General features: G+C 66.9%; 18 protein-coding genes. 3 read left to right on the forward strand and 15 right to left on the reverse strand.

Annotated features, from left to right (window positions below; translation table 11 throughout):
* Positions 1–3: 3 nt before the first annotated feature.
* The 8 genes from FFS09_RS22090 to FFS09_RS22125 form a co-directional block, all read right to left on the reverse strand.
* On the reverse strand, positions 4–900 hold the full coding sequence (locus tag FFS09_RS22090) for a LysR family transcriptional regulator (protein ID WP_137921064.1): 897 nt from the start codon (positions 898–900) through the stop codon (positions 4–6).
* Between the two features lie 12 nt (positions 901–912).
* Positions 913–1998 (reverse strand): ABC transporter ATP-binding protein, encoded by a 1086-nt coding sequence (locus FFS09_RS22095; protein ID WP_171020137.1) that lies wholly within the window; start codon positions 1996–1998, stop codon positions 913–915.
* Between the two features lie 34 nt (positions 1999–2032).
* Positions 2033–3763 carry an ABC transporter permease gene (locus FFS09_RS22100; RefSeq protein WP_137921066.1) on the reverse strand — a complete coding sequence of 577 codons (1731 nt, stop codon included), beginning with the start codon at positions 3761–3763 and terminating at the stop codon, positions 2033–2035.
* Positions 3764–3837: 74 nt separating this feature from the next.
* Complete coding sequence (locus tag FFS09_RS22105) at positions 3838–5169, reverse strand: ABC transporter substrate-binding protein (protein ID WP_137921067.1); 1332 nt, start codon at positions 5167–5169, stop codon at positions 3838–3840.
* 125 nt (positions 5170–5294) lie between these two features.
* On the reverse strand, positions 5295–6491 hold the full coding sequence (locus FFS09_RS22110; RefSeq protein ID WP_137921069.1) for a phosphoglycerate kinase: 1197 nt from the start codon (positions 6489–6491) through the stop codon (positions 5295–5297).
* Positions 6492–6540: 49 nt separating this feature from the next.
* Positions 6541–8292: a phosphoethanolamine transferase gene (locus FFS09_RS22115; protein ID WP_137921070.1), complete on the reverse strand. Its 1752-nt coding sequence runs from the start codon at positions 8290–8292 to the stop codon at positions 6541–6543.
* Between the two features lie 65 nt (positions 8293–8357).
* On the reverse strand, positions 8358–9701 hold the full coding sequence (locus FFS09_RS22120; protein ID WP_137921071.1) for an ATP-binding protein: 1344 nt from the start codon (positions 9699–9701) through the stop codon (positions 8358–8360).
* Positions 9698–10423 carry a response regulator gene (locus tag FFS09_RS22125; RefSeq protein ID WP_137921073.1) on the reverse strand — a complete coding sequence of 242 codons (726 nt, stop codon included), beginning with the start codon at positions 10421–10423 and terminating at the stop codon, positions 9698–9700. The genes FFS09_RS22120 and FFS09_RS22125 overlap by 4 nt, the downstream gene beginning before the upstream one ends.
* A gap of 109 nt (positions 10424–10532) precedes the next feature.
* On the opposite strand from FFS09_RS22125, the gene FFS09_RS22130 reads away from it, so the two are divergent.
* Complete coding sequence (locus FFS09_RS22130; RefSeq protein ID WP_137921074.1) at positions 10533–13217, forward strand: sulfatase-like hydrolase/transferase; 2685 nt, start codon at positions 10533–10535, stop codon at positions 13215–13217.
* 10 nt (positions 13218–13227) lie between these two features.
* Here FFS09_RS22130 and FFS09_RS22135 read toward each other — a convergent pair whose 3' ends face one another.
* Genes FFS09_RS22135 through def form a run of 5 tightly spaced genes read right to left on the reverse strand, consistent with a single transcriptional unit; the run spans position 13228 to position 16385 of the window.
* Complete coding sequence (locus FFS09_RS22135; protein ID WP_137921076.1) at positions 13228–13563, reverse strand: AzlD domain-containing protein; 336 nt, start codon at positions 13561–13563, stop codon at positions 13228–13230.
* Positions 13556–14299, reverse strand: a complete 744-nt coding sequence (locus FFS09_RS22140) for an AzlC family ABC transporter permease (protein WP_137921077.1) — start codon at positions 14297–14299, stop codon at positions 13556–13558. The genes FFS09_RS22135 and FFS09_RS22140 overlap by 8 nt, the downstream gene beginning before the upstream one ends.
* Positions 14299–15285 carry a methionyl-tRNA formyltransferase gene (gene fmt / locus FFS09_RS22145; RefSeq protein WP_137921078.1) on the reverse strand — a complete coding sequence of 329 codons (987 nt, stop codon included), beginning with the start codon at positions 15283–15285 and terminating at the stop codon, positions 14299–14301. The genes FFS09_RS22140 and fmt overlap by 1 nt, the downstream gene beginning before the upstream one ends.
* 57 nt (positions 15286–15342) lie before the next feature.
* Positions 15343–15867 (reverse strand): hypothetical protein, encoded by a 525-nt coding sequence (locus FFS09_RS22150; RefSeq protein WP_137921079.1) that lies wholly within the window; start codon positions 15865–15867, stop codon positions 15343–15345.
* Positions 15864–16385, reverse strand: coding sequence for a peptide deformylase (gene def, locus FFS09_RS22155; RefSeq protein ID WP_137921081.1), 522 nt, complete (start codon positions 16383–16385; stop codon positions 15864–15866). The genes FFS09_RS22150 and def overlap by 4 nt, the downstream gene beginning before the upstream one ends.
* Positions 16386–16661: 276 nt before the next feature.
* Between def and FFS09_RS22160 the strand changes: the two genes are divergently transcribed.
* Both FFS09_RS22160 and dprA read left to right on the forward strand, forming a co-directional pair.
* Positions 16662–17897 (forward strand): LysM peptidoglycan-binding domain-containing protein, encoded by a 1236-nt coding sequence (locus FFS09_RS22160; RefSeq protein WP_137921082.1) that lies wholly within the window; start codon positions 16662–16664, stop codon positions 17895–17897.
* 14 nt (positions 17898–17911) lie between these two features.
* A complete protein-coding gene (gene dprA / locus FFS09_RS22165) occupies positions 17912–19027 on the forward strand; it encodes a DNA-processing protein DprA (RefSeq protein WP_137921104.1) in 1116 nt (371 codons plus the stop codon).
* A 22-nt stretch (positions 19028–19049) separates the two neighbouring features.
* Here the strand turns inward: dprA and FFS09_RS22170 are convergent, their stop codons facing one another.
* Both FFS09_RS22170 and secF read right to left on the reverse strand, forming a co-directional pair.
* Positions 19050–21377 (reverse strand): DUF1631 family protein, encoded by a 2328-nt coding sequence (locus FFS09_RS22170; RefSeq protein WP_252374474.1) that lies wholly within the window; start codon positions 21375–21377, stop codon positions 19050–19052.
* Between the two features lie 148 nt (positions 21378–21525).
* Complete coding sequence (gene secF, locus FFS09_RS22175; RefSeq protein WP_137921084.1) at positions 21526–22479, reverse strand: protein translocase subunit SecF; 954 nt, start codon at positions 22477–22479, stop codon at positions 21526–21528.
* Positions 22480–22491 lie beyond the last annotated feature (12 nt).

A 22491-nucleotide genomic window follows, 5' to 3' on the forward strand; every position in this document is an offset into this window, starting at 1 on the left:
GGTTCAACCCAGCGTGCGCGCCGGCAGTCCCCACACCTGGCGCAGCACCGAGAGCGCCGCGACGATGGCCGGGTCGTGCTCGGCGGTCTTGGGATAGATGAAGCTCAGCAAGGCCGCCACGCGCGTGTGCGGCCAGATCACCAGCTCGCCGCGTTCGGACGCGGGCACCGCCGCGTCCTCGCGCAGCAAGGCCAGGCCGAGGTCCGCCCGCACCAGGCTGTGGGCCGCCGAAGCGTCGTCGGACTCCAGCACCTGGTTGGGCAGGAGCCCTTGCCGCGAGAACAGGTCGCGCAGCAAGGTCTGCGCGTGGCTCGCGTAGGGCGATCCGATCCAGGGCATGTCGGCGATCTCGCGCCAACCGGCGTGCAACACCCGCTCCCGGTACGACACCGGCGCCACCACGCGGTAGTGGATGGTCTGCAGCGCCAGGCCCAGCACGTCGCGCGGAATGTGCGGACCGATGTAGAACGAGGCGTGCAACGTCGACGTGGCCACCGCCTCGCGCAGGGCCAGCGCATCGCCCGAGCGCGTCTTGATCTCCAGCAGCGGCAGCGCCGCCACCAGCCCGCCGAGCAACGATCCCAAACGCAAGGCATCGGGGTCACCCAGCGTGCCGATGACCAATGAGCCCGAGACCTCACCCTGCAGCTCGCGCGCACGCCCCATCAACGAACCCGCGGCCTCCAGCACCTTCTCGGCCTCGGGCAGCAGCCGCTCGCCGGCGCGCGTGAGCGCGATGCGCCCGGGCCGCCGATCGAACAGCGACACCCCCAGCTCCTCCTCCAGCGCCTTGATCTGGCCGGTCACCGCCGGTTGCGTGACGTGCAGGGCCTCCGCCGCTCGGGTGAGCTGGCCGATCTTGGCGACCGTGACGAACGCACGCAGCTGGTAGATCTCCATGTCGGCCGTGCGTCAGTGCGTGAGGAAACGCGCCTGTGTCGGCTCGATCCCCAGGCGCACCTCGGCCCCGGGTGGGAACAGCGACAGGCCCGAGTAGTGGTACTGGTTGGCGACGATCAGCGTCTCGCCCACACGCACGCGGTAGCGCGAGGTTTCACCGAGAAACTCCGAGCTTTCCACACGGCCATCGAGCCAGATGCGCGAGGCATCGCCGTGTTCGTCGCGCACGCGGATGGTGACGGTGTGCGGGCGGAACGAGAGCGAGGCGGGGCCGGTGCCCGGACTCTCCTGCGTGCGCGGCAACACCATCTGGCCCAGGCCATCGGCCTGGAAATGCAGGGTCTCGCCACCCACGTGCGATACCCGTCCTTCCACCAGGTTGGCGGTCCCCACGAAGCTGGCGACAAAACGGTTGGCCGGGAAATCGAACAACGCGGTGGCCGTGCCCACCTGCTGCAGCACGCCCTTGTCGAGCACGGCCATGCGGTCGGCGGTGGTCATGGCCTCTTCCTGGTCGTGCGTGACGAAGATGGTGGTGAGGCCGAGCGTGCGCTGCAGGTTCTTGAGTTCTTCGCGCATCTGCACACGCAGGTTCTTGTCGAGGTTGGACAGCGGCTCGTCGAGCAGCAGCAGCTTGGGTTCGATCACCACGGTGCGCGCCAGCGCCACGCGCTGCTGCTGCCCGCCCGAGAGCTGGCTCGGCCGGCGCTGGGCGTAATCCGACAGGCCCACCAGTTCCAGCGCGGCCGCCACTTTGCGGCGCAGCGACTCCTTGGGTTCCTTGCGCTCGACCAGGCCAAAGGCCACGTTGTCCCACACCGTCATGTGCGGCCACAGCGCGTAGTTCTGGAACACCATGCCGACATTGCGCAGGTGCGGCGGTGTGCCGGTGATGTCCTTGCCGTCGATCAACAGTTCACCGCGCTGGTGCTGGTTGAAGCCGGCGATGAGCCGCAGCAGCGTGGACTTGCCGGAGCCCGACGGCCCGAGCAACGCGAAGAACTCGCCCGGTTCGATGCGGATGTTCACGTCTTTCAGCACCTCGGTGCTGCCGTAGCTCAGGCTGATGTGCCGCGCTTCGAGGGAAACTTTGTTCAGGTGCATGGGGGTCTTTCGAAATGTGTCTGCCGGTTCAGGGCTGCGCGGCACGGTCGGGCGTGCGCGACTTTTCCACCACGCGGTGCGAGAGGTAGGTGCCGATCGCCACCACCACCACCGCGACCACGCCGAGCGCCGCACCCGGACCACGCCCGGCAATGCTCTGCATGTAGAGGTAGATGCCGTAGCTCATGGGCGCCTGGCTCTGCGCCGAGGTCAGCAGGATGGTGGCCGAGAGCTCGACCGCGGCCGTGATGAAGCTGGTGACGAAGCCGGCCAGAATGCCGCCCATCATGAGCGGCACCATGATGCGCCGCACGGTGCTGAGCTTGCTCGCGCCCAGGCTCTGGCCCGCTTCTTCGAGCGAGATGTGCACCTGCTGCAAGGCCGCCATGCAAGAGCGCAGCGCGTACGGCAGGCGGCGCACCGCGTAGGCGACCATGATCAGCACCCAGGTGGTCACCACCGGCGTGTCGGTGAACGGGATGTTGACACCCTTGAACATGCGCAGGTAGCCGATCGCCAGCACCAGGCCGGGAATGGCCAGCGCGATGGAGGCGGTGTAGTCGAGCCAGCGGCGCGCGGGCAGGTTGGTGCGGAAGATCAGGTACGCGATGAGCGTGCCCAGCACCACGTCCAGGCTGGCGGCCATCAGGCAGTACTTGAGCGTGTTGACCACCATCAGCTTGGAGTCGGTGAAGATGGTCGCGTAGTGATCCAGCGTGTAGCTGTCGGGCAGGATCGAGAAGCTCCAGACCTTGGAGAAGGACATGAGCAGGATGCCGATGTGCGGCGCCAGCGTGACCAGCAGCACGAACAGCACCCAGGCATAGGCCAGCACCGATGCCCAGCCGCGCAGCGTGCGGCGCTGCAGCGAGTTGCCGCCCTTCTGCAGCGTGGAGTAGTCCTTGCCCTTCATCACGCGCGAGGCCATCCACAGCGCCAGGATCGACAGCACGATCATGATCACGCTGATGACATAACCCAGCGGATCGTCGATGCCCACCGAGGTGATGCGCAGATAGGCCTGCGGCGCGAGCATGTTGGTGACACCCATCACCAGCGGTGTGCCCAGGTCGTCGAACACCTTCACGAACACCAGCGCCGCGCCCGCGAGGTAACCAGGCAGCGAGAGCGGAAAGATGATGCGCCAGAACAGGCGCCAGCCCTTCGCGCCGAGGTTCTGCGCCGACTCCTCCATCGCGCCGTCGATGTTGCGCATCGCGGCCACCAGGTTGAGCAGGATGAAGGGGAAGTAGTGGATGCTCTCGACGAAGGTGACGCCGATGAGCCCGTCCATGATGGGCACGGTGAAGTCGAACCAGTCGTTGAGCAGCAGGTTCATCGAGCCGTTGCGCCCGAAGATGAGCTGCAGCGCGACCGCACCCACGAAGGGCGGCATGATCAGCGGCAGCACGCCCAGCGTCTGGATCAGCAAGGCCCCACGGAACTCGAAGCGCACCGTGAGGTAGGCCAGCGGGATCGCGATCACCGAGGCGAAGAACACCGAGGCCAAGGCCACCAGCAGGCTGTTGATCAGCGATTCGCGCAACAGGCTCTGACCGAAGAAGTTGCTGAAATGGCCCAGCGTGGGTGCGCCGGTTTCGGTGACGAAAGCGGTGTAAATCACTTCGCCGATCGGCAACAACAGGAACAGAAACAGGAACGCGAAGACCAGGAAGGCGAGCAGCCAATGGCCCCACACGATGGGCGGGCGAAACCGGCGCGCGGCGGGCGCGACGGAACCTGTCAGGACAGCGGACATGGGACTCTTTCCGAAGAGGGAGGGGCCACGCGCGGCACACGGGCGCGCGCGGGCATCAAGGGACGCTCAGGGTTTCACTTGGCCAACGCGGCGGCCTGACTGGCCAGGTCGCGCGCGCGTTCGTAGTTGGCCTTGGCCTTGGAGCTCCACAGCTCTTCCAGCCCGGTGAGCTGCTTGGCCACTTCCACGTCGCGCTTGTTCTGGCGGAACAGGTTGAGGAATTTCTCGTCCTTCACCATGCTCTCGGGCACGAGCGACGAATAGGCGAAGCTCTTGGCCTGGCGCAGCAACTCCGCGCCCTGCGGGTTGGGCTTGGCGTGCAACTTGCGGTCGGCGTCGTGGATGGCGCGCGTGGCGGCCTGCAGCTCTTTCAAACGGAAGGTCACCATCTGGTCGAACATGCTCACCACCACCTGGTAGCGGTTGCTGGAGAGGTCGGTGTTGAACTGCACCTTCGCGCGCTTGGCGAGTTCCTGTGCATCGGGGTAACCGGCGGGCGCCTTGCCGCCAAACGACGCGTTGGGCAGCACGGGCAGGCGGCTGATCTTCGGATCGAACAGCAGCTCCTGGCCTTCGCGCGAGAGCGTGAAGGCGATGAACTTCTTGGCCTCGGCGGCATTCTTGGCGCCACCGATCAGCGCGATGTTGGCCGGCACCACCGCCGTCACCGAGGGGTAGTGGAACTCGACCGGGTAGCCCGAATACTTGCCGGCCAGACCGAAGAAATCGATCACCATGCCGATGCCGTACTGGCCGTTGTTCACGCCATCGGGCACGGCGAAGCTGCGGTCGGTCACGGCGGCGCAGTTGCCCGCGATCTGCAGCATCTGCGCCCAGCCCTTCTCCCAGCCTTCGCCTTGCAGAATGGTCTCGACCGTGAGGTGGGTGGTGCCCGAGCGCGAAGGTGAAGAAATGGCCACGTGGCCGAAGTAAGCCGGCTTGACCAGGTCGGCCCACTCGCGCGGCGCGGGCAGCTTGTTGGCCTGCATGTAGCGCGTGTTCCACATCAAGCCGTAGCCCGCCAGCGCCTGGCCGTAGTAGAGGCCGTTGGGGTCGTTGATCGGGTAGTTACCCACTTTGGCGGGCACCTGCGGGTTCTTCACCTCGGGCGCGGCCTGCAACAGCTTGTCGCGTGCGAGCACCTCGAACGCGTCGGGCGACGAGGCCCACATCACGTCAGGGCGCTGGCCCAGCGCCAGCTCCTTGATGTAGGCGATGCTGGCGGTCGTGTTCTTGTTGAGGATCTCGATCTTGATGCCAGGGTTGGCGGCTTCAAAGGCCTTCTTGTAGGCCTCCGTCAATTCTTTGGGGAACGAGGTGATGACGGAGACGGTGCCCGCCTGCGCGGCGGACCACGCCGTCATCAAAGAAAGAACCAACACCTTGAGCGCGGTCTGTCGTGACATGTTTGTCTCCATCGTTGTAGTTGCGACGGGGCCAATTTAGCAACAGAACGCGCGCCAAACCAATCATGGTTTCTGATGAGCCGCATAAATCGCGGCATCGGTCGGGTAAACCCCGACTCGGGTGATCAACCCTTGGCGCGGCGTGCGAGCACTTCAAATGCTGGCAAGGTTTTGCCTTCGAGCACTTCCAGGAAGGCGCCACCGCCTGTGGAGATGTAGCCCACATCCTTCTCGATGCCGTACTTCGCGATGGCGGCCAGCGTATCGCCACCACCGGCGATGCTGAACGCGCTGCTCTTCGCAATCGCTTCTGCGATCGCCTTGGTGCCGCCTTCGAACGCCGCGAACTCGAACACGCCCACCGGGCCGTTCCACACGATCGTGCCGGCCTGCATGAGTTGCGCGGCGAGCTTGGCCGCGGTCTCGGGGCCGATGTCCAGGATCAGGTCGTCGTCGGCCACCTCGGTGGCCTTCTTCACGGTGGCCGGCGCGTCGGCGGCGAAGGTCTTGGCGGTCACCACGTCGGTCGGGATCGGCACTTCCGCGCCGCGTGCTTTCATCGCGTCGATCACGGCCTTGGCTTCGCCCACGAGGTCCGCTTCGGCCAGGCTCTTGCCGATCTTCAAGCCCGCCGCGAGCATGAAGGTGTTGGCAATGCCGCCACCGACGATGAGCTGGTCCACGTTGTGCGCCAGGCTTTTCAGGATGGTGAGTTTGGTGCTGACCTTGCTGCCGGCGACGATGGCCACCAGCGGGCGCTTCGGGGCTTCGAGGGCCTTGGCAATCGCGTCCATCTCGGCGGCCAGCAGCGGGCCGGCGCTGGCAATGGGCGCGGTTTCGGCGATGCCGTAGGTCGTGCCTTCGGCGCGGTGCGAGGTGCCGAAGGCGTCGTGCACGAAGATGTCGCACAGCGCGCCGAGCTTCTTCGCGAGTTCGGGGCTGTTCTTTTTCTCGCCGACGTTGAGGCGGCAGTTCTCCAGCAACACCACCTCACCGGGCGCGACGGAGAAGTCGCCATCGATCCAGTGGGACACCAGGCGCACCGGGCGGTCCATCAGCTCGCCCAGGCGCGCGGCCACGGGGGCGAGCGAGTCTTCGGGTTTGAAGGCGCCTTCGGTGGGGCGGCCCAGGTGGCTGGTGACCATCACGGCGGCGCCGGCGTCCAGCGCCATCTGGATCGCGGGAATGCTGGCGCGGATGCGCGTGTCTTCGGTGATGCGGCCGTCGTCGTCCTGCGGCACGTTGAGGTCGGCGCGGATGAAGACGCGTTGGCCCTTGGCTTGGCCGCTGGAGCAGAGGTCGGAGAAACGGATGAATGACATGGTGGGCGTTCGGTCGGCAGAAAGAAGCCCGCATTGTAGGAAACGCGGCTCAGCCGCTGTGCGCGGGCGCACCGCGCACCGCAGGCGCCCGGGCCTGCGACGCGGCGCTGCAGGGCGTGAACGCGTCCAGCGCGAGCTGGTGGGCGCGGGTCTGCACGTCCATCAGCCCCAGCACCGAATGGAAGATGTGGTCGTGCGAGAGGGGATCGGCGGCGTGCTCGCGCAGGCAATGCATCGACAGGCCACTGCGCTGCTGCAGGCCCGGCGAGAACCAGGCCACCATAGGCACCTGCGTCTGCTGCACCGGCGCAATGGCGTACGGCACGCCGTGCAGGTAGAGGCCGTTTTCGCCCAGCGACTCGCCATGGTCGGACACGTAGATCAAACCGGTGTCCTCGCCGCCGCGCTCCGCGCGCGCCTGGAGCCATTGCAGGGTCTGGTCGAGGAAGTGGTCGGTGTACGCGATCGAGTTGTCGTAGGCGTTGACGAGTTGCTCGTGGGGGCAATCGGACAGGGTGACGCTGGTGCACTCGGGCAGGAAGGGCTTGCGGTCGGCGGGCGCGCGGTGCGCGTAGGCCGGCCCGTGGCTGCCCATCTGGTGCAGCACGACCACCACGCCGCGCGCGCGGCGCTGCGGGTCGAGCGCGGCGATGCGCCCGTCCAGGCCATCGAGCATGGCGCCGTCCAGGCATTCGCTGCCCTGGCACAGGCCGGGCACGGCGCGGTCGCTGGCGAATGCGTGCGGCACGCGGTCGCACACGCCCTTGCAGCCGGACTGGTTGTCGACCCACAGGACAGCGAGACCGGCGCGTTGCAGCACGTCGAGCAGGTTCTCGTGTTCGGCCGGCTTGTTACCCCCTTGCGTGCGCGAGAGTGGCGAGAAGATGCAGGGCAGCGACACCTGTGTGTTGGTGCCGCACGCACCCACGTCGCTGAAGTTCACCAGGTCGCCTTGCGCCTGCCAGCGCGCCAGCGCCGGCGTGGTGTTGCGCGCGTAGCCGTTGAGCCCGAAGTTCTGCGCGCGCGCGGTTTCACCGATCACGAGCACGAGCAGCGGGGGCCGCGCCGGCCGCGCGTAACTCGCGCCCAGAGCCGCGTCGTCGCCCACCGGTTGCAAGGGGCGCACCTGGCGCGGCAGCTGGTCCACCGCGAGCCGCACGCCGGCGTACACGGTGTTGAGCGGGTTGGCCATGTAGCGCAGATCCTTGTGGTTGCGCATGAGCGAGGCGAGCCCCTGGTAGCTCAACATCGCGGCCAGCACCAGCAGCGCGAACGCGGCCAGCGCGTGGACCGCGTTGCGCCCGGCTTGCGGCCATGCGCTGCGCAACGCCAAGGGCCTGCGCCATAGCAGCCACAAGGGCAGGCCAGCCACCAACAGCACCGTGACGGGCAAGGCCCACGACAGCAGGTCGCGCACCTCGCGCGCATCGGTGTGCAACACGTTGGCCAGCATGGTGGGATCGATCACCACGCCGTACTGCCACATGAAGTGCGTGTTGAACGCGGCCACCAGCAGCAGTGCGCTGGCCACCGGCCGGAACACGCGAGGCCAGGCCAGCAACGACAGCAACACCGCGATGGCGCCGGTGAGCAATGCGCCCATGCCCAGGATCAGCGACAGCCGCTGCGCGGGTGACCCGCCCAGCGCGTCGATACGCTGCCACAGCGGCAGGTTGCCCACGCTGGTCAGCCACAGCGCCAGGCCCCACACCGCCGTGCTGGTGCGCGTGGTCGCCGGGGTGGGTCGGGAAGACGAAGAAGAAGCGTGGCGTGGAAACGCAAAAGGCAAGGAAAGCTGCATGGCCGGCATCCGAATGCCAGCACACGCCGGCCGACGCACTGTGCGCAACCGACGTTAAACGAACCTTATGCGCGCGGCCAGCGCAGCGTGAAACGGGTCGTCATCGGCGCTTCGCCCTGGTCGCGCTCGATCCGGGCACCCAACTGTTCGGCGATGCGCTCCACCAGACGCAGGCCCAGTCCCAGGCCTCCATGCTCGGCGGCGGTGGAGCCGGCATGCTGGCGTTGGCCGTCGTCGCTGACCGACACGCCCTGGCCTTCGTCGGTCTGCCACACGGCCACCTCCACCTGCGTGCCGCTCGATGTGTGGCGCAAGGCGTTTTCGATCAGGTTGCGCAAGGCCAGCTCCACCAGCATGGGCTGGCCCTGCACCACCACCGGTTCATCGGGTTGCGACAGCGAGAGTTCGTGCCCACTGCCATAGGCCGTGGGCGCGTGCACGGCGATCAGGCGGGCCGCCAGCTCGCCGAGCACGACCTGGCCTACCACCAGAGGCCCGGCGCCCGTGATGGCGTTGCGGTTCGCACGCGCAAGCTCCAGCAGTTGGGACAGAATGCGGCCCGCGCGCAGCGACTCCTGCTCCAGCTGCGCGAGTCGTTCGGGTGACGGATCGTGCTGCGCGGCACTGGCTTGCAGGGCCAGCGAGGCCAGGGGGGTGCGCAGTTCGTGCGCCACGTCGGAAGCGAACTCGCGCTCGCGCTGGGCGCGCGTCTGCAGCGTGTCGACCAGCGCGTTGATGGCGGCCACGGTGCTGGCGAATTCGCGGTGGCGGTGTTGCGTGTCCAGGCGCTGCCCCGCAAACCCGTCGAGCGTCGCCACCTCGCTCGAGAGCTGGTCCAGTGGCCGCAGCCCTCGACGCACGGCCCACCACAGCAGCAGGGCCACCAGCGGCAGCACCAGCACGGCCGGCAGCGCGACATGCTCGGCGATGTCTTTGCCCAGTTCGTAGCGTTGCTTCAGGTCCATGAGCACGATGACGCGCCGCACGCGGCCGTCCTGCGTGACCTGCGCCGAATAGGCGCGCCACTGGGGCACCAACCCCGCGGTCTTCACGTTCACCGTGGCAAAGCCCTGCAGCGGTATGGCCGTCAGGTCCAGCCCGCCCACCATGCCGTGGGTGTCGGTGACGAGGCGCCCGTCGTCCCATGCCACCAGCGCCACGTCCTGCAGGTACTCGTGCTGCAGGTCGGGGGCGTCGGCTGCGGTATGCGCCTCCAGACGGTGCGGCATTGCCGTCAACCAGAGCTTGGCCACCGCGGTCATCTGTCCATCGGAGAACTGGCGGGCTTCGCGAAACACGGTAGGCCAGGTGAACGCGATCAGCGCCATCCACACCACCGCCAGCACACCGAGTGCCCAGCTCAGCAGGTAGCGCCGCAAGGTGCGTGCGGGTGCGGCCACAGCGCTCATCGGCGGGCCGCCTTCGCGGGTGGCGTTGGCGCGTCCAACGGCACAAAGTAGCCCACGCCGCGCACCGTCTTGATCAAGGACTCGCCCAGCTTGCGGCGCAGGTGGTGGATGTGCACCTCGATCGCGTTGCTTTCCAGGCCTTCGCCAAAGCCGTACAGGGCCGACTCCAGGCGTGCCTTGGACAGCACCTGCGGGCGTGCCTGCAACAACGTGAGCAACAACGCGAACTCCTTGCCGCCCAGCGCAACGGGTTCACCCGCGCGCTGCACCGTGTGCGCGGCGGGGTCGATCACCAGGTCGTCGTGTTCGATCACCGGACTGCTGCGCCCATGGGCGCGGCGCAGCATGGCGCGCAAGCGGGCGAGCAACTCGTTGGCGTCGAACGGTTTGACGATGTAGTCGTCGGCGCCACTGTCCAGCCCGCTGATGCGGTCGCTCACGCCGTCGCGCGCGGTCATGATGAGCACCGGCATGTCGGGGCGCGGCAGGCTCTCACGGCCAGCGGCCGGCGTAGGCCGGCGGCGCAAGCGGGCCAGCAGGTCCAGGCCTTCTCCATCGGGCAGGCCGAGGTCGAGCAGCATCACGTCGAAAGGCTCCACGGACAGGGCCAGCCAGGCGCTGTCCAGCGTGTCGCTGGTGTCCACCGCATAGCCGGCCTGGCGCAGCGAGGACTGCAGGCCGCTGGCAATACCGGGGTCGTCTTCCACCACGAGAGCGCGCATGTTGAGGGGACGTCGTGTTGTCTGTTGGGGCTGAGCCCGCCCATTATGGGTTCGCGCCTTAGCGCCGCCTTAAGGTGTATTTAACGCGCACCCACCACAGTGCCGCGCCATGCACGCACTGTCTCGCCCGCTCTGGGCGCCCCTCGATGTTCGACATTCCCCTGCGTCCTGGCTGTTGGGCCTGATCGCCCTCACCCTGCTCTGGGACATGACGGGCCTGGACATGGCCTTCATGCAGTTCATCGGCACGCCGCAGGGCTTCCCGCTCAAGGACCACTGGCTGCTCTCGCGCGTGCTGCACGACGGCATGCGCCAGGCCATGACCGCCGCCTGGGTGCTGCTGTGCGCCTGGGCCCTGTGGCCACGGCTGGCACAGTCCCGGCGCGAACGCGGCACGGTGGTGCTGCTCACGGCCCTTTCCTTGCTCGCCGTCAACCTCGTGAAGAACCACAGCCTCACCAGTTGCCCTTGGGATCTGCGGGCTTTTGGTGGCAGCGCCCGCTGGGTGTCGCACTGGGCCTGGGGCATGGCCGACGGCGGCCCGGGGCGTTGTTTTCCCGGTGGCCACGCGTCCAGCGGGTTTGCGTTCATCGCGATCTGCCTGCCCTGGCTGGACGCGCCGGCGGGCACCCATCGGCGTCGCGTGGTGGGTTTGCGCTGGCTCGCCGCGGTCCTGTTCGTGGGCCTGCTCGCGGGCGCGGTGCAGACGCTGCGTGGCGCGCACTTTCCGAGCCACACGCTGTGGACGCTGCTGATCTGCGCCACGGTGTCCGTCACCGGTTGGCGGCTCATGCTGCCGCGCCTGGACGCTCAGCCCGCGTCGCGGGAGCGTCTGGTGGATCGCGGACATTCCCGCGCTCCTGTACCAAGGCCGAATGCCCTGGCAGCGCTGCGCCCCCTGCTGATCCCCATGGCCGGCATGCTCGCCCTGCTCTGGCTCTCGCGCCTGGGGATGATGGCATGGCAGGCCGAGCGCATTTCGCAGGCGCAGGCCTGGTCACACGTGTGGCTGCAAGGTCTGCGCTTCGACGCGGTGCTGATGGGCATGGTGTGGGCATTTCCCGCCGCGCTCACGCCGTGGATGGCCACGGCGCGCACGACCCAACAGGGGTGGTCGATGGTGCTGCGCGGGTACGGCGGCCTCATGCTGCTGCTCGTGGCGTTCATGGAACTGTCCACGCCGGCCTTCATCGCGCAGTACGACAGCCGGCCCAACTACCTGTTCATCGAGTACCTCGGGTTTGTGAAGGAAGTGGGCGGCACGCTGGTGAAGGACTATTGGCCACACCTGCTGGCTGCCGCCGTGCTGTTGCCCGCGCTGGCCTGGGCCTATGCGCGACTGAGCCGCCCCACACGCCCACCCTCGCCCATTCGTCTCTGGCAAGCCGCGCCGCTGTCGGTGCTGCTGTTCGCCGTGCTGGCCCTGTGCGCGCGTGGCGCACTCGGCCACCGCCCGGCCAACCCCGCCAGCGTCGCCGTCACCACCGACCACCTGGTCAACGAGTTGCCATTGAGTTCGCTGTACACGGTGACGTATGCGCTCTACCAGTCGCGCAAAGCCGAAGAGGGCGGCATCACCTACGCCGAAATGCCCCAAGCCCGCGTGATCGATGTCGTGCGGCGCGAAACCGGTTTACCGGTCGGCGCCTTCACCGACCCCACGTCGCCCCTGCGCCACCTGCAGACCAGCCTGCACCCGCGCGCGCGGCCGTTGAACCTCGTGATCGTGCTCGAAGAAAGCCTGGGTGCGGAATTCGTCGGCCGCCTGGGCGGCTTGCCGCTCACACCGAACCTGGACCGGCTGGCCGACCAGGGCATCTGGTTCGATAACCTCTACGCCACGGGCACACGCTCGGTGCGCGGCATCGAAGCGGTGGTGGCGGGTTTTCCGCCCACCTCGGCGGTGAGCACGGTGAAGCTGGCGAAATCGCAGCGCGACTTCTTCACGCTGGCCAGCTTCCTCAAGCCCAAGGGCTATGAGTCCACCTTCTACTACGGAGGCGAATCGCACTTCGACAACATGCGCAGCTACTTCATGGGCAATGGCTTCGACCGCGTCGTGGAGCAGAAGGACATGCCGGCCAACGCCTTCGTCGGCACCTGGGGCGCGTCGGACGGCGACTTGTTCGACGTGGCGCACCGGCAGTTCAGCCAGCAGCCGCGCGACAAGCCGTTCTTCGCGCTCGTGTTCAGCTCATCGAACCACGCGCCGTTCGAATTCCCCGATGGCGGCTTTGATCTGTACGAGCAGCCGAAAAGCACCGTGAACAACGCGGTGAAGTACGCCGACCATGCCCTGGGCCGCTTCTTCGAGAAAGCCAAACAATCCAGCTACTGGGACAACACGCTGTTCCTCGTGGTGGCCGACCACAACTCACGCGTGTACGGGCCGTCGGTGATCCCGATCGAACGCTTCCACATCCCGGGCCTGATCCTGGGCGGCGCCGTGACAACGCCCGAACGCATCCACACCGTGGCCAGCCAGATCGACCTTGCACCCACATTGATCTCGTTGATGGGCCTGAACGGCGAACACCCGTTGACCGGCCGCGACCTGAGCGACCCGGCGCAACGCGCACGCCCCGGCCGCGCGATCATGCAGTTCGACAAGATCCAGGCTTACATGGAAGGCTCGGACGTGGCCGTGCTGCAGCCCGACAGCCCCGCGCGGCTCATGCGCTATGCCAACGGCTCACTGAAGGACACACCGGGCAGCAACGAGGCGCTGGTGGAGAAGGCGCAAGCCCACGCGCGCTACGCCCAGTGGGCGTACGAGAAACAGTGGCACCGCTAGGCGCGTTTCTTCACCAACCCAGGGCGAGGCGCAGCGGCAGGTACACCGCCATGCCGCACACGATGGTGCCGAGCACGCCGCGCTTCCAGAAGAACCAGACCATGCCGGCGGCCGCCGCGAACAGGCGCGCGTCTTTCCAGGTGGCAATGAGTTCGCCGTGGCTCATCACGATCTCGGGCACGATCACCGCGGCCAACGCCGCGATCGGCGCGTATTGCAAGCCCCGCTGCGCCCAGTGCGGCAGGCTCCATGGCTTGCTGGAGATGAAGAAGAAGCCGCGCGTGACGACGGTAACGCAGCCCAGCAGCACGATGGTGAGCAGCGTCCAGGGATCGACATCAAACATGGTGCGCCCCCTGCCCCGGCCCTTCGGGTCTGAATTTTTCCAGCACCAGGCAAATCGCCACCGCGCTCGCGATCGCCACCAGCACGTTGAGCTTGAGCGGCAGCGCCCAGGCCGCCACCGCCGCCGCGCCGGCCACACCGGCCGAGACGAAACGCAGCCTGGACGAAGCCAGTGAGCACAGGACGCCGAGCAGCGCCAGAATGCCGGCGAAGCCCAGGCCCCAGGCCACCGGGATCGCATTGGCCAGCGCAATGCCGATCAGGCTCGCCCCCATCCATGCCACGTAGTTCACCGCGCAATTGCCCATGAGGTAGGCCTGTTGCTGTTCCAGCTCTTCGGCGTTGGCGCCCGGGTGGGGAAAGCGCTTGGCGAAGAACACGTAGCTCAGGTCGCCGGTGACGTAGCCCTTGAGCAGCCGCTCCCAGCGCGGCAGGTGCATCAGGTAGGGCCGCAGGTGGGCGGAGAACACGACGAAGCGCAGGTTGACGCAGAAGGCCGCCGCCAGGATCACCCACAGCGGGGCGCCCGCGGCGATCATCGGCACCGCGGCGAGCTGGGCGCTGCCGGCGTAGACGATCAGCGTCATGAGCACGGATTCGAACGCGGACAGGCCCGACTGCACCATGGCCACACCGGTCATCAGCCCCCAGGCACCGATGCCCATGGCCACCGACACCTGATCGCGAACGCCCTCCCAATACTCCGGACGATCGCGGTACTGGCGGCGGTGGAACATCAATGCGCCTCTTCTTTCGGGGTGGTGGCCGCTTCCAGTGTCTGGCCAGGTTGCAGCGCAAAACCGCGCAGAAAGTCCGCCGCACCCAGGCGCTTGCCGCCCGCGCGCTGCAGTTCGGTGAGCACCAGCACACCGTTGCCGGTGGCCACACGGATGCCGTCGGCGTCCGCCGCCAGCACGTCGCCGGGTACGCCACTGGTAGCGGCCTCGGTGTCGGCGTGCGCGGCCCACACCTTGATGGCGTCGCCGGCCAGCGCGGTGGCCGCGCCCGGGAACGGGTTGAACGCGCGCACGCGGCGCGCGAGCGTGGCGGCGGGGGCGCTCCAGTCGAGCGCCGCCTCGGCCTTCTCGATCTTGTGTGCGTAGGTCACGCCCTCGGCGGGTTGTTTCTGCGCCGTGAGGCCGCCACAGGCGGCGATCTCCAGCGCTTCGACGATCAGGCGGCCACCCAGCGTGGCAAGCCGGTCGTGCAACTGTCCGGTGGTGTCGGCGTCGCGGATCGGCAAACGCTCCACGAGCAGCATGTCACCGGTGTCGAGCCCCGCGTCCATCTGCATGATGGTCACGCCCGTCTGCGCGTCGCCGGCCTCGATGGCGCGGTGGATCGGCGCCGCGCCGCGCCAGCGCGGCAACAGCGAGGCGTGGATGTTCAGGCACCCCAGGCGGGGGGTGTCCAACACCCACTGCGGCAGGATCAGCCCGTACGCGGCGACCACCATCGCATCGGCCTGCGCGGCCATGATGGCGTCGCGCGCGATGGAGGCGTCGTCCGGGTATTTGCCATCGAGCCGCAGGCTGCGCGGCTGCGCCACGGCGATGTGGTGTTCAAGCGCGAGCTGTTTCACTGGCGAGGCCTGCAGCTTCATGCCGCGCCCGGCCGGGCGGTCTGGTTGGGTCAGCACCAAAGGCACGGAGAAGCCTGCGGCGAGCAGGCGCTCCAGCGCGACACGCGCGAACTCCGGCGTGCCGGCAAAGATGATTTTCATGAAGTGCTGATCGGACGAAAGAGAACGCGAGCTCAGGGCCAGGAGGCTATCGCATCGTCAGCCGCCATCCGAATAGGGGGCACCCGCATCGTCGGCCACCAGCTCATCGGTGAACATCAACTGGCGAACGACACCCGCCGGGTCCAGGTGGACGTGCGCCTGTCGCGGAAATTCCATCTGCTTGAAACGGTAGGTCCAGACCTGGCCGTCAAACCGGGCCACACGCTCCACCTGCGCCGGCCGCCCCATGTTGAGCAGCACGTCGTCGCGGTTCCAGCGGCCGACCTCGATGTTCTTCTGCATCCAGTCGATGTCCATGACCTGCACCGAATGCACGAGGCGGCCATCCGGACCGAGGTCGAGGTTGTGCACCCATTGCCCCGAGGGTTGCCCGGAGTATTGCAGGCGCGTGCCGTTGGGCAAGGTGTGGACGGTCGTCGGTCGGCCGAGTCGGTTTTCGATCTCGGCGCGTGGTGTACCCGGCGCAACGCGCTCGGGCATGCTCGAACAACTGGCCAACGCCAGCAGAGCGGCCATCAATGACCCGCAGGTCAACCATCGAAAGTTGGAGAGCGTTTTCATGTGCGTAATGCCTCACGTTGTGCCTTGACCAACTTGGACTTGATGCGGTCCCGCTTGAGTGGCGAGAGGTACTCCACAAACACCTTGCCCATCAGATGGTCCATTTCATGCTGGATACAGACCGCCAGCATGCCCTGCGCGTCCAGAGTGCGCTCCTTGCCTTGGCCATCGAGCGCACGCACGCGCACAGCGATAGATCGCTCCACCCCGTCATAAATTCCCGGAACCGACAAACAACCTTCTTCGCCCTTGCGCGTTTCCGGGCTGGCCCATTCGATCTCGGGATTGATCAGCACCAGCGGTTCATCGCGCGTCTCACTGACGTCGATCACGATCACCCGCTCGTGCACATCCACCTGCGTTGCGGCCAGGCCAATGCCATTGGCGTCGTACATGGTGGCGAGCATGCGCTCGATCAGTTCGCGGATGCGGTCGTCCACCGCCGCGACCGGCTTGGCAACGGTGCGCAGACGCGGATCGGGGTAGCACAGGATGGGCAAAAGCGACGGCGGGTTCATGAGAATCGGGTGGGTTGCGGGTCGGTCTGGACGGGGCATCCGAGGCCCTCGGGCGACGGCTGGCGGCGCATCGGGGACAGGCGGAAAACGGTGTCGCTATTTTCGCGACTTTTGCGACGGCCCGTGTGGCGGTCAGTCAGAAACATTGCCTAATCAAAGGCTTGCGCGCAAAATCAAAACCGACTTGTCAAGACACGAGCGCCGTCGGCGACCGGCTGCGGGTTCCCCCGGAACGGCAGTCTGCACGCCAGCGATCAACGCCCAGGGGCCCACCTCATGCCATTGCAAAACCGCCTGTCCAACCACTCCCGTTCGCTTCGCACCTTGCGCCCCTTGGCCTGTGCCGCCGCCGTGCTCGCCACGCTGATCGCCAGCCACGCATCGGCCCAGAATTTCCCCATCACCCCGAACCAACGCGCCACTGCCGATCAGGTAGCGCAGGCTGGCGTGCCGCTGTCCGCGTTGTCGCCCAATGCGCCCGACAGCTACACCATCAAGCGAGGCGACACCTTGTGGGCCATTTCGGGCGTCTTCCTCAAGACGCCATGGCGCTGGCCCGAACTCTGGGGCATGAACCGCCAGGACATCGAGAACCCGCACCGCATCTACCCGGGCCAGGTGCTGTACCTCATCAAGTCGGGCGACCGCGCCCTGCTCAGCACGCGCCCCGCCGGCAGCGGCGACACCACCACCGTGCGCGTCACGCCCCGCACCCGCTACGAAAGCCTGGGCGACTCCGCGATTCCACCCGTCTCGATACAGGCCATCGCGGCGTTCCTGAGCGAACCCCTGATCGTGGATGAAACCACGTTCGCGCGCGCGCCACGCATCGTCGCCACGCAGGAAAACCGCGTCCTGCTCACCCGCGGCGACCGGGCCTACGCGCGCGCCCTCTACAGCGACAGCGTCCAAGGCGAACCGCTGATGGTGGTGGATGGCAAGTCCATCGATTACCGCGTGTTCCGCAACGCGGTGCCGCTGAAGGACCCGACCACCGGCGAGATCCTGGGCTACGAGGCGCAGTACATGGGCAAAGCCCAGCTGGTCACCAGCGAAACCACACGCCCCGGCGCCGACAACAAAGGCACCACCGAAGTGATCCCGGCAAGCATCGACATCGTCTCGGCCAAGCAAGAGATACGCGTTGGTGACCGCCTCCTGCCCGAACCCGAGCGCGAGCTGAGCAACTATGTGCCGCGTGCACCCGAGTCGGCGCAAAGCGGCCAGATCGTCTCGGTGTACGGCAACGCCGTGCGCTACGCGGCGCAAAACCAGGTCGTCACGATCAACCGCGGCCGCGTGCATGGGATCGAACGTGGGCACGTGCTCGCAATCCAGCGCGAGAACAGCCTGATGACCGACACCACGGACCAAGCCCGTCCGCAGCTGCGCCTGCCCGGTGAGCGCAACGGCCTCATGATGGTGTTCCGCACCTTCGACAAGGTCTCCTACGCCCTGGTGCTGCAGATCACCGACGGCGTGAAGGTCGGCGACCGCTTCATCAACCCTTGACCGCCACGCGCTACATGCTCCGGCCCGACGAGCTGGCGGCCTGGTTGCGCTTGCTGCTCACGCCGGGCGTCGGCCCCGAGTCGGCACGCAAGCTGCTGGCCGCCTTCGGTTTGCCCGATACGATCTTTGCCCAGCCCGCGTCGGCATGGCAGGCGGTTGTGGGCGCCCGCATGGCGCGTGCGCTTGAGTCCGAGCCCGAAGACCTCCCGCGCCACCTGGACAGCCTGCTGGCCTGGTTGGCCAAGGACCAGGACCACCACGTCCTGACCTTGGGCGACCCTTTGTACCCCGCCGAGTTGCTGCAGATGAGCGATCCGCCGCTGCTGCTGCACGTAGTGGGTGACGTTCAGGCGCTGCACCACACGCGCCGCCTGGCCATCGTGGGCAGCCGCAACCCGACCCATCAAGGCGCCGCCAACGCACTGCAGTTTGCGCAAGCGCTCAGCCAGGCCGGTGTCTGCGTGGTGTCGGGCATGGCCCTGGGTGTGGATGGCGCGGCCCACGAGGGTGCATTGCAAGGAGGCAGCCCCACGGTGGCCGTGGTGGGTACGGGTCTGGACCGTGCCTATCCCAAACGCCATCTCGAACTGGCCCGCCGCATCGCCCGACAAGGCGCGATCGTGAGCGAGTACTTGCTGGGCACGCCACCGCTGCCCGAGAACTTCCCGCGGCGCAACCGCATCATCGCCGGCCTCTCGCAAGGCACGCTGGTGGTCGAGGCGGCGGTGCAATCGGGCTCGCTCATCACGGCCCGCCTGGCTGCCGAACAGGGGCGCGAGGTGTTCGCCATTCCCGGCTCCATTCATGCACCCCAGTCGCGCGGCTGCCATGCGCTGATCCGCCAGGGCGCCAAGCTGGTCGAATCGGCCCAGGACATTCTGGAAGATCTGCGCTTCACCACACCGCTGGCAGGTGGCTTGGCCGCTGCGCATAACAACGACAGCAGCGACACGTCCGACGAGGACGCTCTGCTGCAGGCCATGGGTCATGACCCCGTAAGCCTGGACGCACTACAAGCCCGCACCGGCCTGAGCACGGCACACTTGCAGGCGCGTTTGCTCGAACTTGAGTTGCAGGGCGACGTGGGCCGGCTGCCAGGGGGTTTGCTGCAGCGGCAAGCCCGCAGCTGAGCCTGGCGGCGCGAACCGCCGTTCAGTTCAACAGACGCTCAGGGTTGGCCTCCAGCTTGGCCATGGCATCGCGCGTGGCGCGCACCGTGAGCGCCTCTTCCTCGGTAGGCACCAGCAGGCCAGCCTGCAGGTAGGAAGCCACGCGCATGGACTGGATCAGGAAACAACGCCCGCCGTTGGTTACGAACAGGTAGAGCTGGCCTCGCTCGCTGCGCCAGGCCAGTTGCACGCTGTTGAGCCGGCCATTGTGGTCGAGGCCGAACCATGAACCGATCTGCAATTCCACCGCCCACGCGCGCATGGCTTCGTTGGGCTGGCTGCCGCCCTGGTTGATGACCTCGATGTTGCTGGCGTCCACACCCGTGATCATCTCGATGCTCTCGGTGTCCAGATCGATGTCGCCCATGCCGTTGGCCGGCAGGTAGTCTTCCAGGTTGGCCAGGCGATCGGACAGGTTGTCCAGGCTTTCCTGCGAAATCGCTTCGGTGCGCGACATGAAGGCGTCGGCCAGCGTGTCGCTGACCGATTTGATGTGCTGGTCCTGCAGCGCGCTCGGAAAACCCAGCATGCCCATGCCCTGGCGCAGGCGCTGCAGCAGGCCAGGCAGTTGCTGGATCACGCGCGCCCGGTCGTTGCGGTTGGGCTTGGCACTGGCGGCCCACAACAAGTCGGAGGCTACCTGCTTCAGCGCGGTGGTTTCCTCGTGCCGCAGACCGTGCTTCACGCTGGCCACCGCGAGCACGTCCACCCAGACCTTGAACAGGAAGTCGCGCACCTCGTCGCGCACGGGCACGTCGTCGAGCAGCTTGCGCAACTCGATGGTGTATTGCACCGACAGGGTTTCCTTCTGTTCGACCTGCTGCGCCACGCTGACGAAGCGGCTGGCGCTGCCTTGTTCGCTGAGGTAGGTTGAGAGGAATTTCTGGAACTCGTCGAACACCAGCTGGAACACGCGCCGCCCGGTTTCGGGGTACTGCTCGATCACCTGCACCACGCGCTTGATCTCGGACTCCAGCGCGGTCGAACTCACGTTCGATTCGAAGCCCATGACACACGAACCCATGCGGTCGATCAGGCGGCGCGCCGGGTGCTGCAGGGCACTGAAGAACTCGGGCTCGGCCAGGGCCACGCGCAAGACCGGAATCTGCAGGCGCGCAAACCAGACCCGGACACTGGGGGGAATGCGCTCTTCGGCCAGGATGCTCTGGAACATCAGCGCCACCACCTCGATGGTGGCTTTCTCGGTGGATGTGCTGGCGGCCTGCTTGAGTTCGGCGGTTCGCTGGCGCATCGACGAAGCGAGTCGTTCCACCTGCGCAGCATCCACATAGACCGCACCGCTCTCCGAGACGCCTGTCGCATACAGCCCCGCCCCCATGCTGGGCGAAGCCACCTGCTGCTGTATGGCCTGCTGCAAGCGGGGCGAGGGCGGCAGCACCTGGGTGGCTTCAAAATCGCCACCGACCTTGTCGATCAGCATGCGCTTGAGCCGTCCGACCACCCCTTGGGCGCGCATGCGTGCGCGCGCCAATGGCGACGTACCGGTCATCATCCGCGTCTCGTCGTGCACCCCGATGCCGGACGAGGGCGCGCTGGCGCGGCCCATGTCGCTGCCCATACCGGAACCCAGGCCGGAAGCGCTACCGGGGACGGACCCCATGCCCGAAGGCCAGCCGGCGCTGTTCGAATGGGCGTCTGCCGTGACCGGGCGCATGCCGGGCGCCGAGGTATCTCGCCTCGGCACAGGGGGCACCGCGCTCCGGCTTCCCGGCACGCGCTTGACCAAGGCCTGCAGATCGATTTCCTTCATCACGCCGCTGGCCACGAGAAACTCGTTGGCGGCTTTGTAGGCGTCATGCAGCTTGCTGGCCAGCAGGGGGGCGAGTGCTTCCTGCACCAGCGTCCAGGCCTCGCGCGACATGTGCGCGTCCAGCCACTGATCGACCAGGATGCGCGCGGTCACGTCGGGCAACAGGACGTCGCCGCGCGGCAACTCCTGACGGCCCTCGAGGTGCTGGATGCGCAGGCGAAGTTCGTTGAGTTCGGTGGACGATTTGTCGAGCACCTGCATGGCCAGGCGCGAGGCCAGGATCTGGTCGTCGATTGCGCCTTCGGCCACGAGTTCGAGCTGACCCGAGACGCTGGAAGGGCTGCCCGAGTTGGAGAAGCGCGGCAGCAGCGTGCGCTGCAAGGACTTGCGGCTCTGGTTGAGCCAGGTCGTCTGGTTCTTCTGGAATCCGGACCAGGCGTCACGGCGCGCCTGCGTGTCGCGCGCCGGGCCTGCCTGGTCGAGGATGGACGTCAGGCGCGTGTCGCAGGCCTTGACGAGTTCGGGAAGCGCCCGACCCACGTGAACCACGAAGAGTTCACGTGCCTGCTTGGCCAGGGATGAAACGTGCTGATCGGGTGGCGACACAATGTGTGCAGTATGACACGGTTGACACTAAGGTTTACCGGCGAGGACCCCGAACATCCCCTCTGCGATCGGATGTTCGCGCTTATACGACAGCACCCGCGTTCGGGTCGTCCGGGTCACCCTCGTTCTTCGTGCCGGTCTTGACCAGGTCTTCGCGCTTGATCCCCAGCCACATGGCCATGGCCGCGCCAACAAACACGGATGAGTAGATGCCGAAACAGATGCCGATGGTCAAGGCCAGGGCGAAATAGAACAGCGTCGGGCCGCCAAACAGCAGCATCGACAACACCATGGCTTGCGTGGAGCCGTGGGTAATGATCGTGCGGCTGATCGTGGAGGTGATGGCGTGGTCGATCACCTGTTGCGTGCTCATCTTGCGCTGGCGCCGGAAGGTCTCGCGGATCCGGTCGAAAACAACGACCGACTCGTTGACCGAATAACCCAGCACGGCCAGCACCGCCGCCAGCACCGCCAGCGAGAACTCCCACTGGAAGAAGGCAAAGAAGCCCAGGATGATGATCACGTCGTGAAGGTTGGCGATGATGGCCGACACCGCGTACTTCCATTCGAAGCGAAACGCGAGGTAGATCATGATGCCCACGATCACCAGCCCCAGAGCCAACAGGCCATTGGTGACCAGCTCCTGGCCCACCTGCGGGCCCACGAACTCGGTGCGGCGCAGCTCCACGGCGGGGTTCTGCGCTTTCAGGGCCGCCAGCACCGTTTCGCTCTGCTGACCCGACGACTTGCCGGCCTGCACCGGCAAGCGCAGCAGCACGTCGCGCGAAGTGCCGAAGTTCTGCACCGGCACGTCGGCGTAGCCCAATGACTCGATGACCTTGCGCACCGACTCCAGGTCGGCCGGCTGTTCGTAGGCCACCTCCATGACGGTGCCGCCGGTGAACTCGACCGACAGGTGCAGGCCGCGCGTGGTCAGGAAGAAGACAGCGGCGATGAAGGTGATGAAGGAGATCGCGTTGAGCAACAACGCGTTCTTCATGAACGGGATGTCGCGGCGGATGCGGAAGAATTCCATGGCGTGGGGTCC

The sequence above is a fragment of the Hydrogenophaga sp. 2FB genome (assembly GCF_005503365.1).
Classification (GTDB): domain Bacteria; phylum Pseudomonadota; class Gammaproteobacteria; order Burkholderiales; family Burkholderiaceae_C; genus Hydrogenophaga.

Coding starts and splice junctions, on each gene's coding strand:
- FFS09_RS22090 (WP_137921064.1), bottom strand. CDS start 900: ATGGAGATCTACCAGCTGCGTGCGTTCGTCACGGTCGCCAAGATCGGC.
- FFS09_RS22100 (WP_137921066.1), bottom strand. CDS start 3,763: ATGTCCGCTGTCCTGACAGGTTCCGTCGCGCCCGCCGCGCGCCGGTTT.
- FFS09_RS22105 (WP_137921067.1), bottom strand. CDS start 5,169: ATGTCACGACAGACCGCGCTCAAGGTGTTGGTTCTTTCTTTGATGACG.
- FFS09_RS22110 (WP_137921069.1), bottom strand. CDS start 6,491: ATGTCATTCATCCGTTTCTCCGACCTCTGCTCCAGCGGCCAAGCCAAG.
- FFS09_RS22115 (WP_137921070.1), bottom strand. CDS start 8,292: ATGCAGCTTTCCTTGCCTTTTGCGTTTCCACGCCACGCTTCTTCTTCG.
- FFS09_RS22120 (WP_137921071.1), bottom strand. CDS start 9,701: ATGAGCGCTGTGGCCGCACCCGCACGCACCTTGCGGCGCTACCTGCTG.
- FFS09_RS22125 (WP_137921073.1), bottom strand. CDS start 10,423: ATGCGCGCTCTCGTGGTGGAAGACGACCCCGGTATTGCCAGCGGCCTG.
- FFS09_RS22130 (WP_137921074.1), top strand. CDS start 10,533: ATGCACGCACTGTCTCGCCCGCTCTGGGCGCCCCTCGATGTTCGACAT.
- FFS09_RS22135 (WP_137921076.1), bottom strand. CDS start 13,563: ATGTTTGATGTCGATCCCTGGACGCTGCTCACCATCGTGCTGCTGGGC.
- FFS09_RS22140 (WP_137921077.1), bottom strand. CDS start 14,299: ATGTTCCACCGCCGCCAGTACCGCGATCGTCCGGAGTATTGGGAGGGC.
- fmt (WP_137921078.1), bottom strand. CDS start 15,285: ATGAAAATCATCTTTGCCGGCACGCCGGAGTTCGCGCGTGTCGCGCTG.
- FFS09_RS22150 (WP_137921079.1), bottom strand. CDS start 15,867: ATGAAAACGCTCTCCAACTTTCGATGGTTGACCTGCGGGTCATTGATG.
- def (WP_137921081.1), bottom strand. CDS start 16,385: ATGAACCCGCCGTCGCTTTTGCCCATCCTGTGCTACCCCGATCCGCGT.
- FFS09_RS22160 (WP_137921082.1), top strand. CDS start 16,662: ATGCCATTGCAAAACCGCCTGTCCAACCACTCCCGTTCGCTTCGCACC.
- dprA (WP_137921104.1), top strand. CDS start 17,912: ATGCTCCGGCCCGACGAGCTGGCGGCCTGGTTGCGCTTGCTGCTCACG.
- secF (WP_137921084.1), bottom strand. CDS start 22,479: ATGGAATTCTTCCGCATCCGCCGCGACATCCCGTTCATGAAGAACGCG.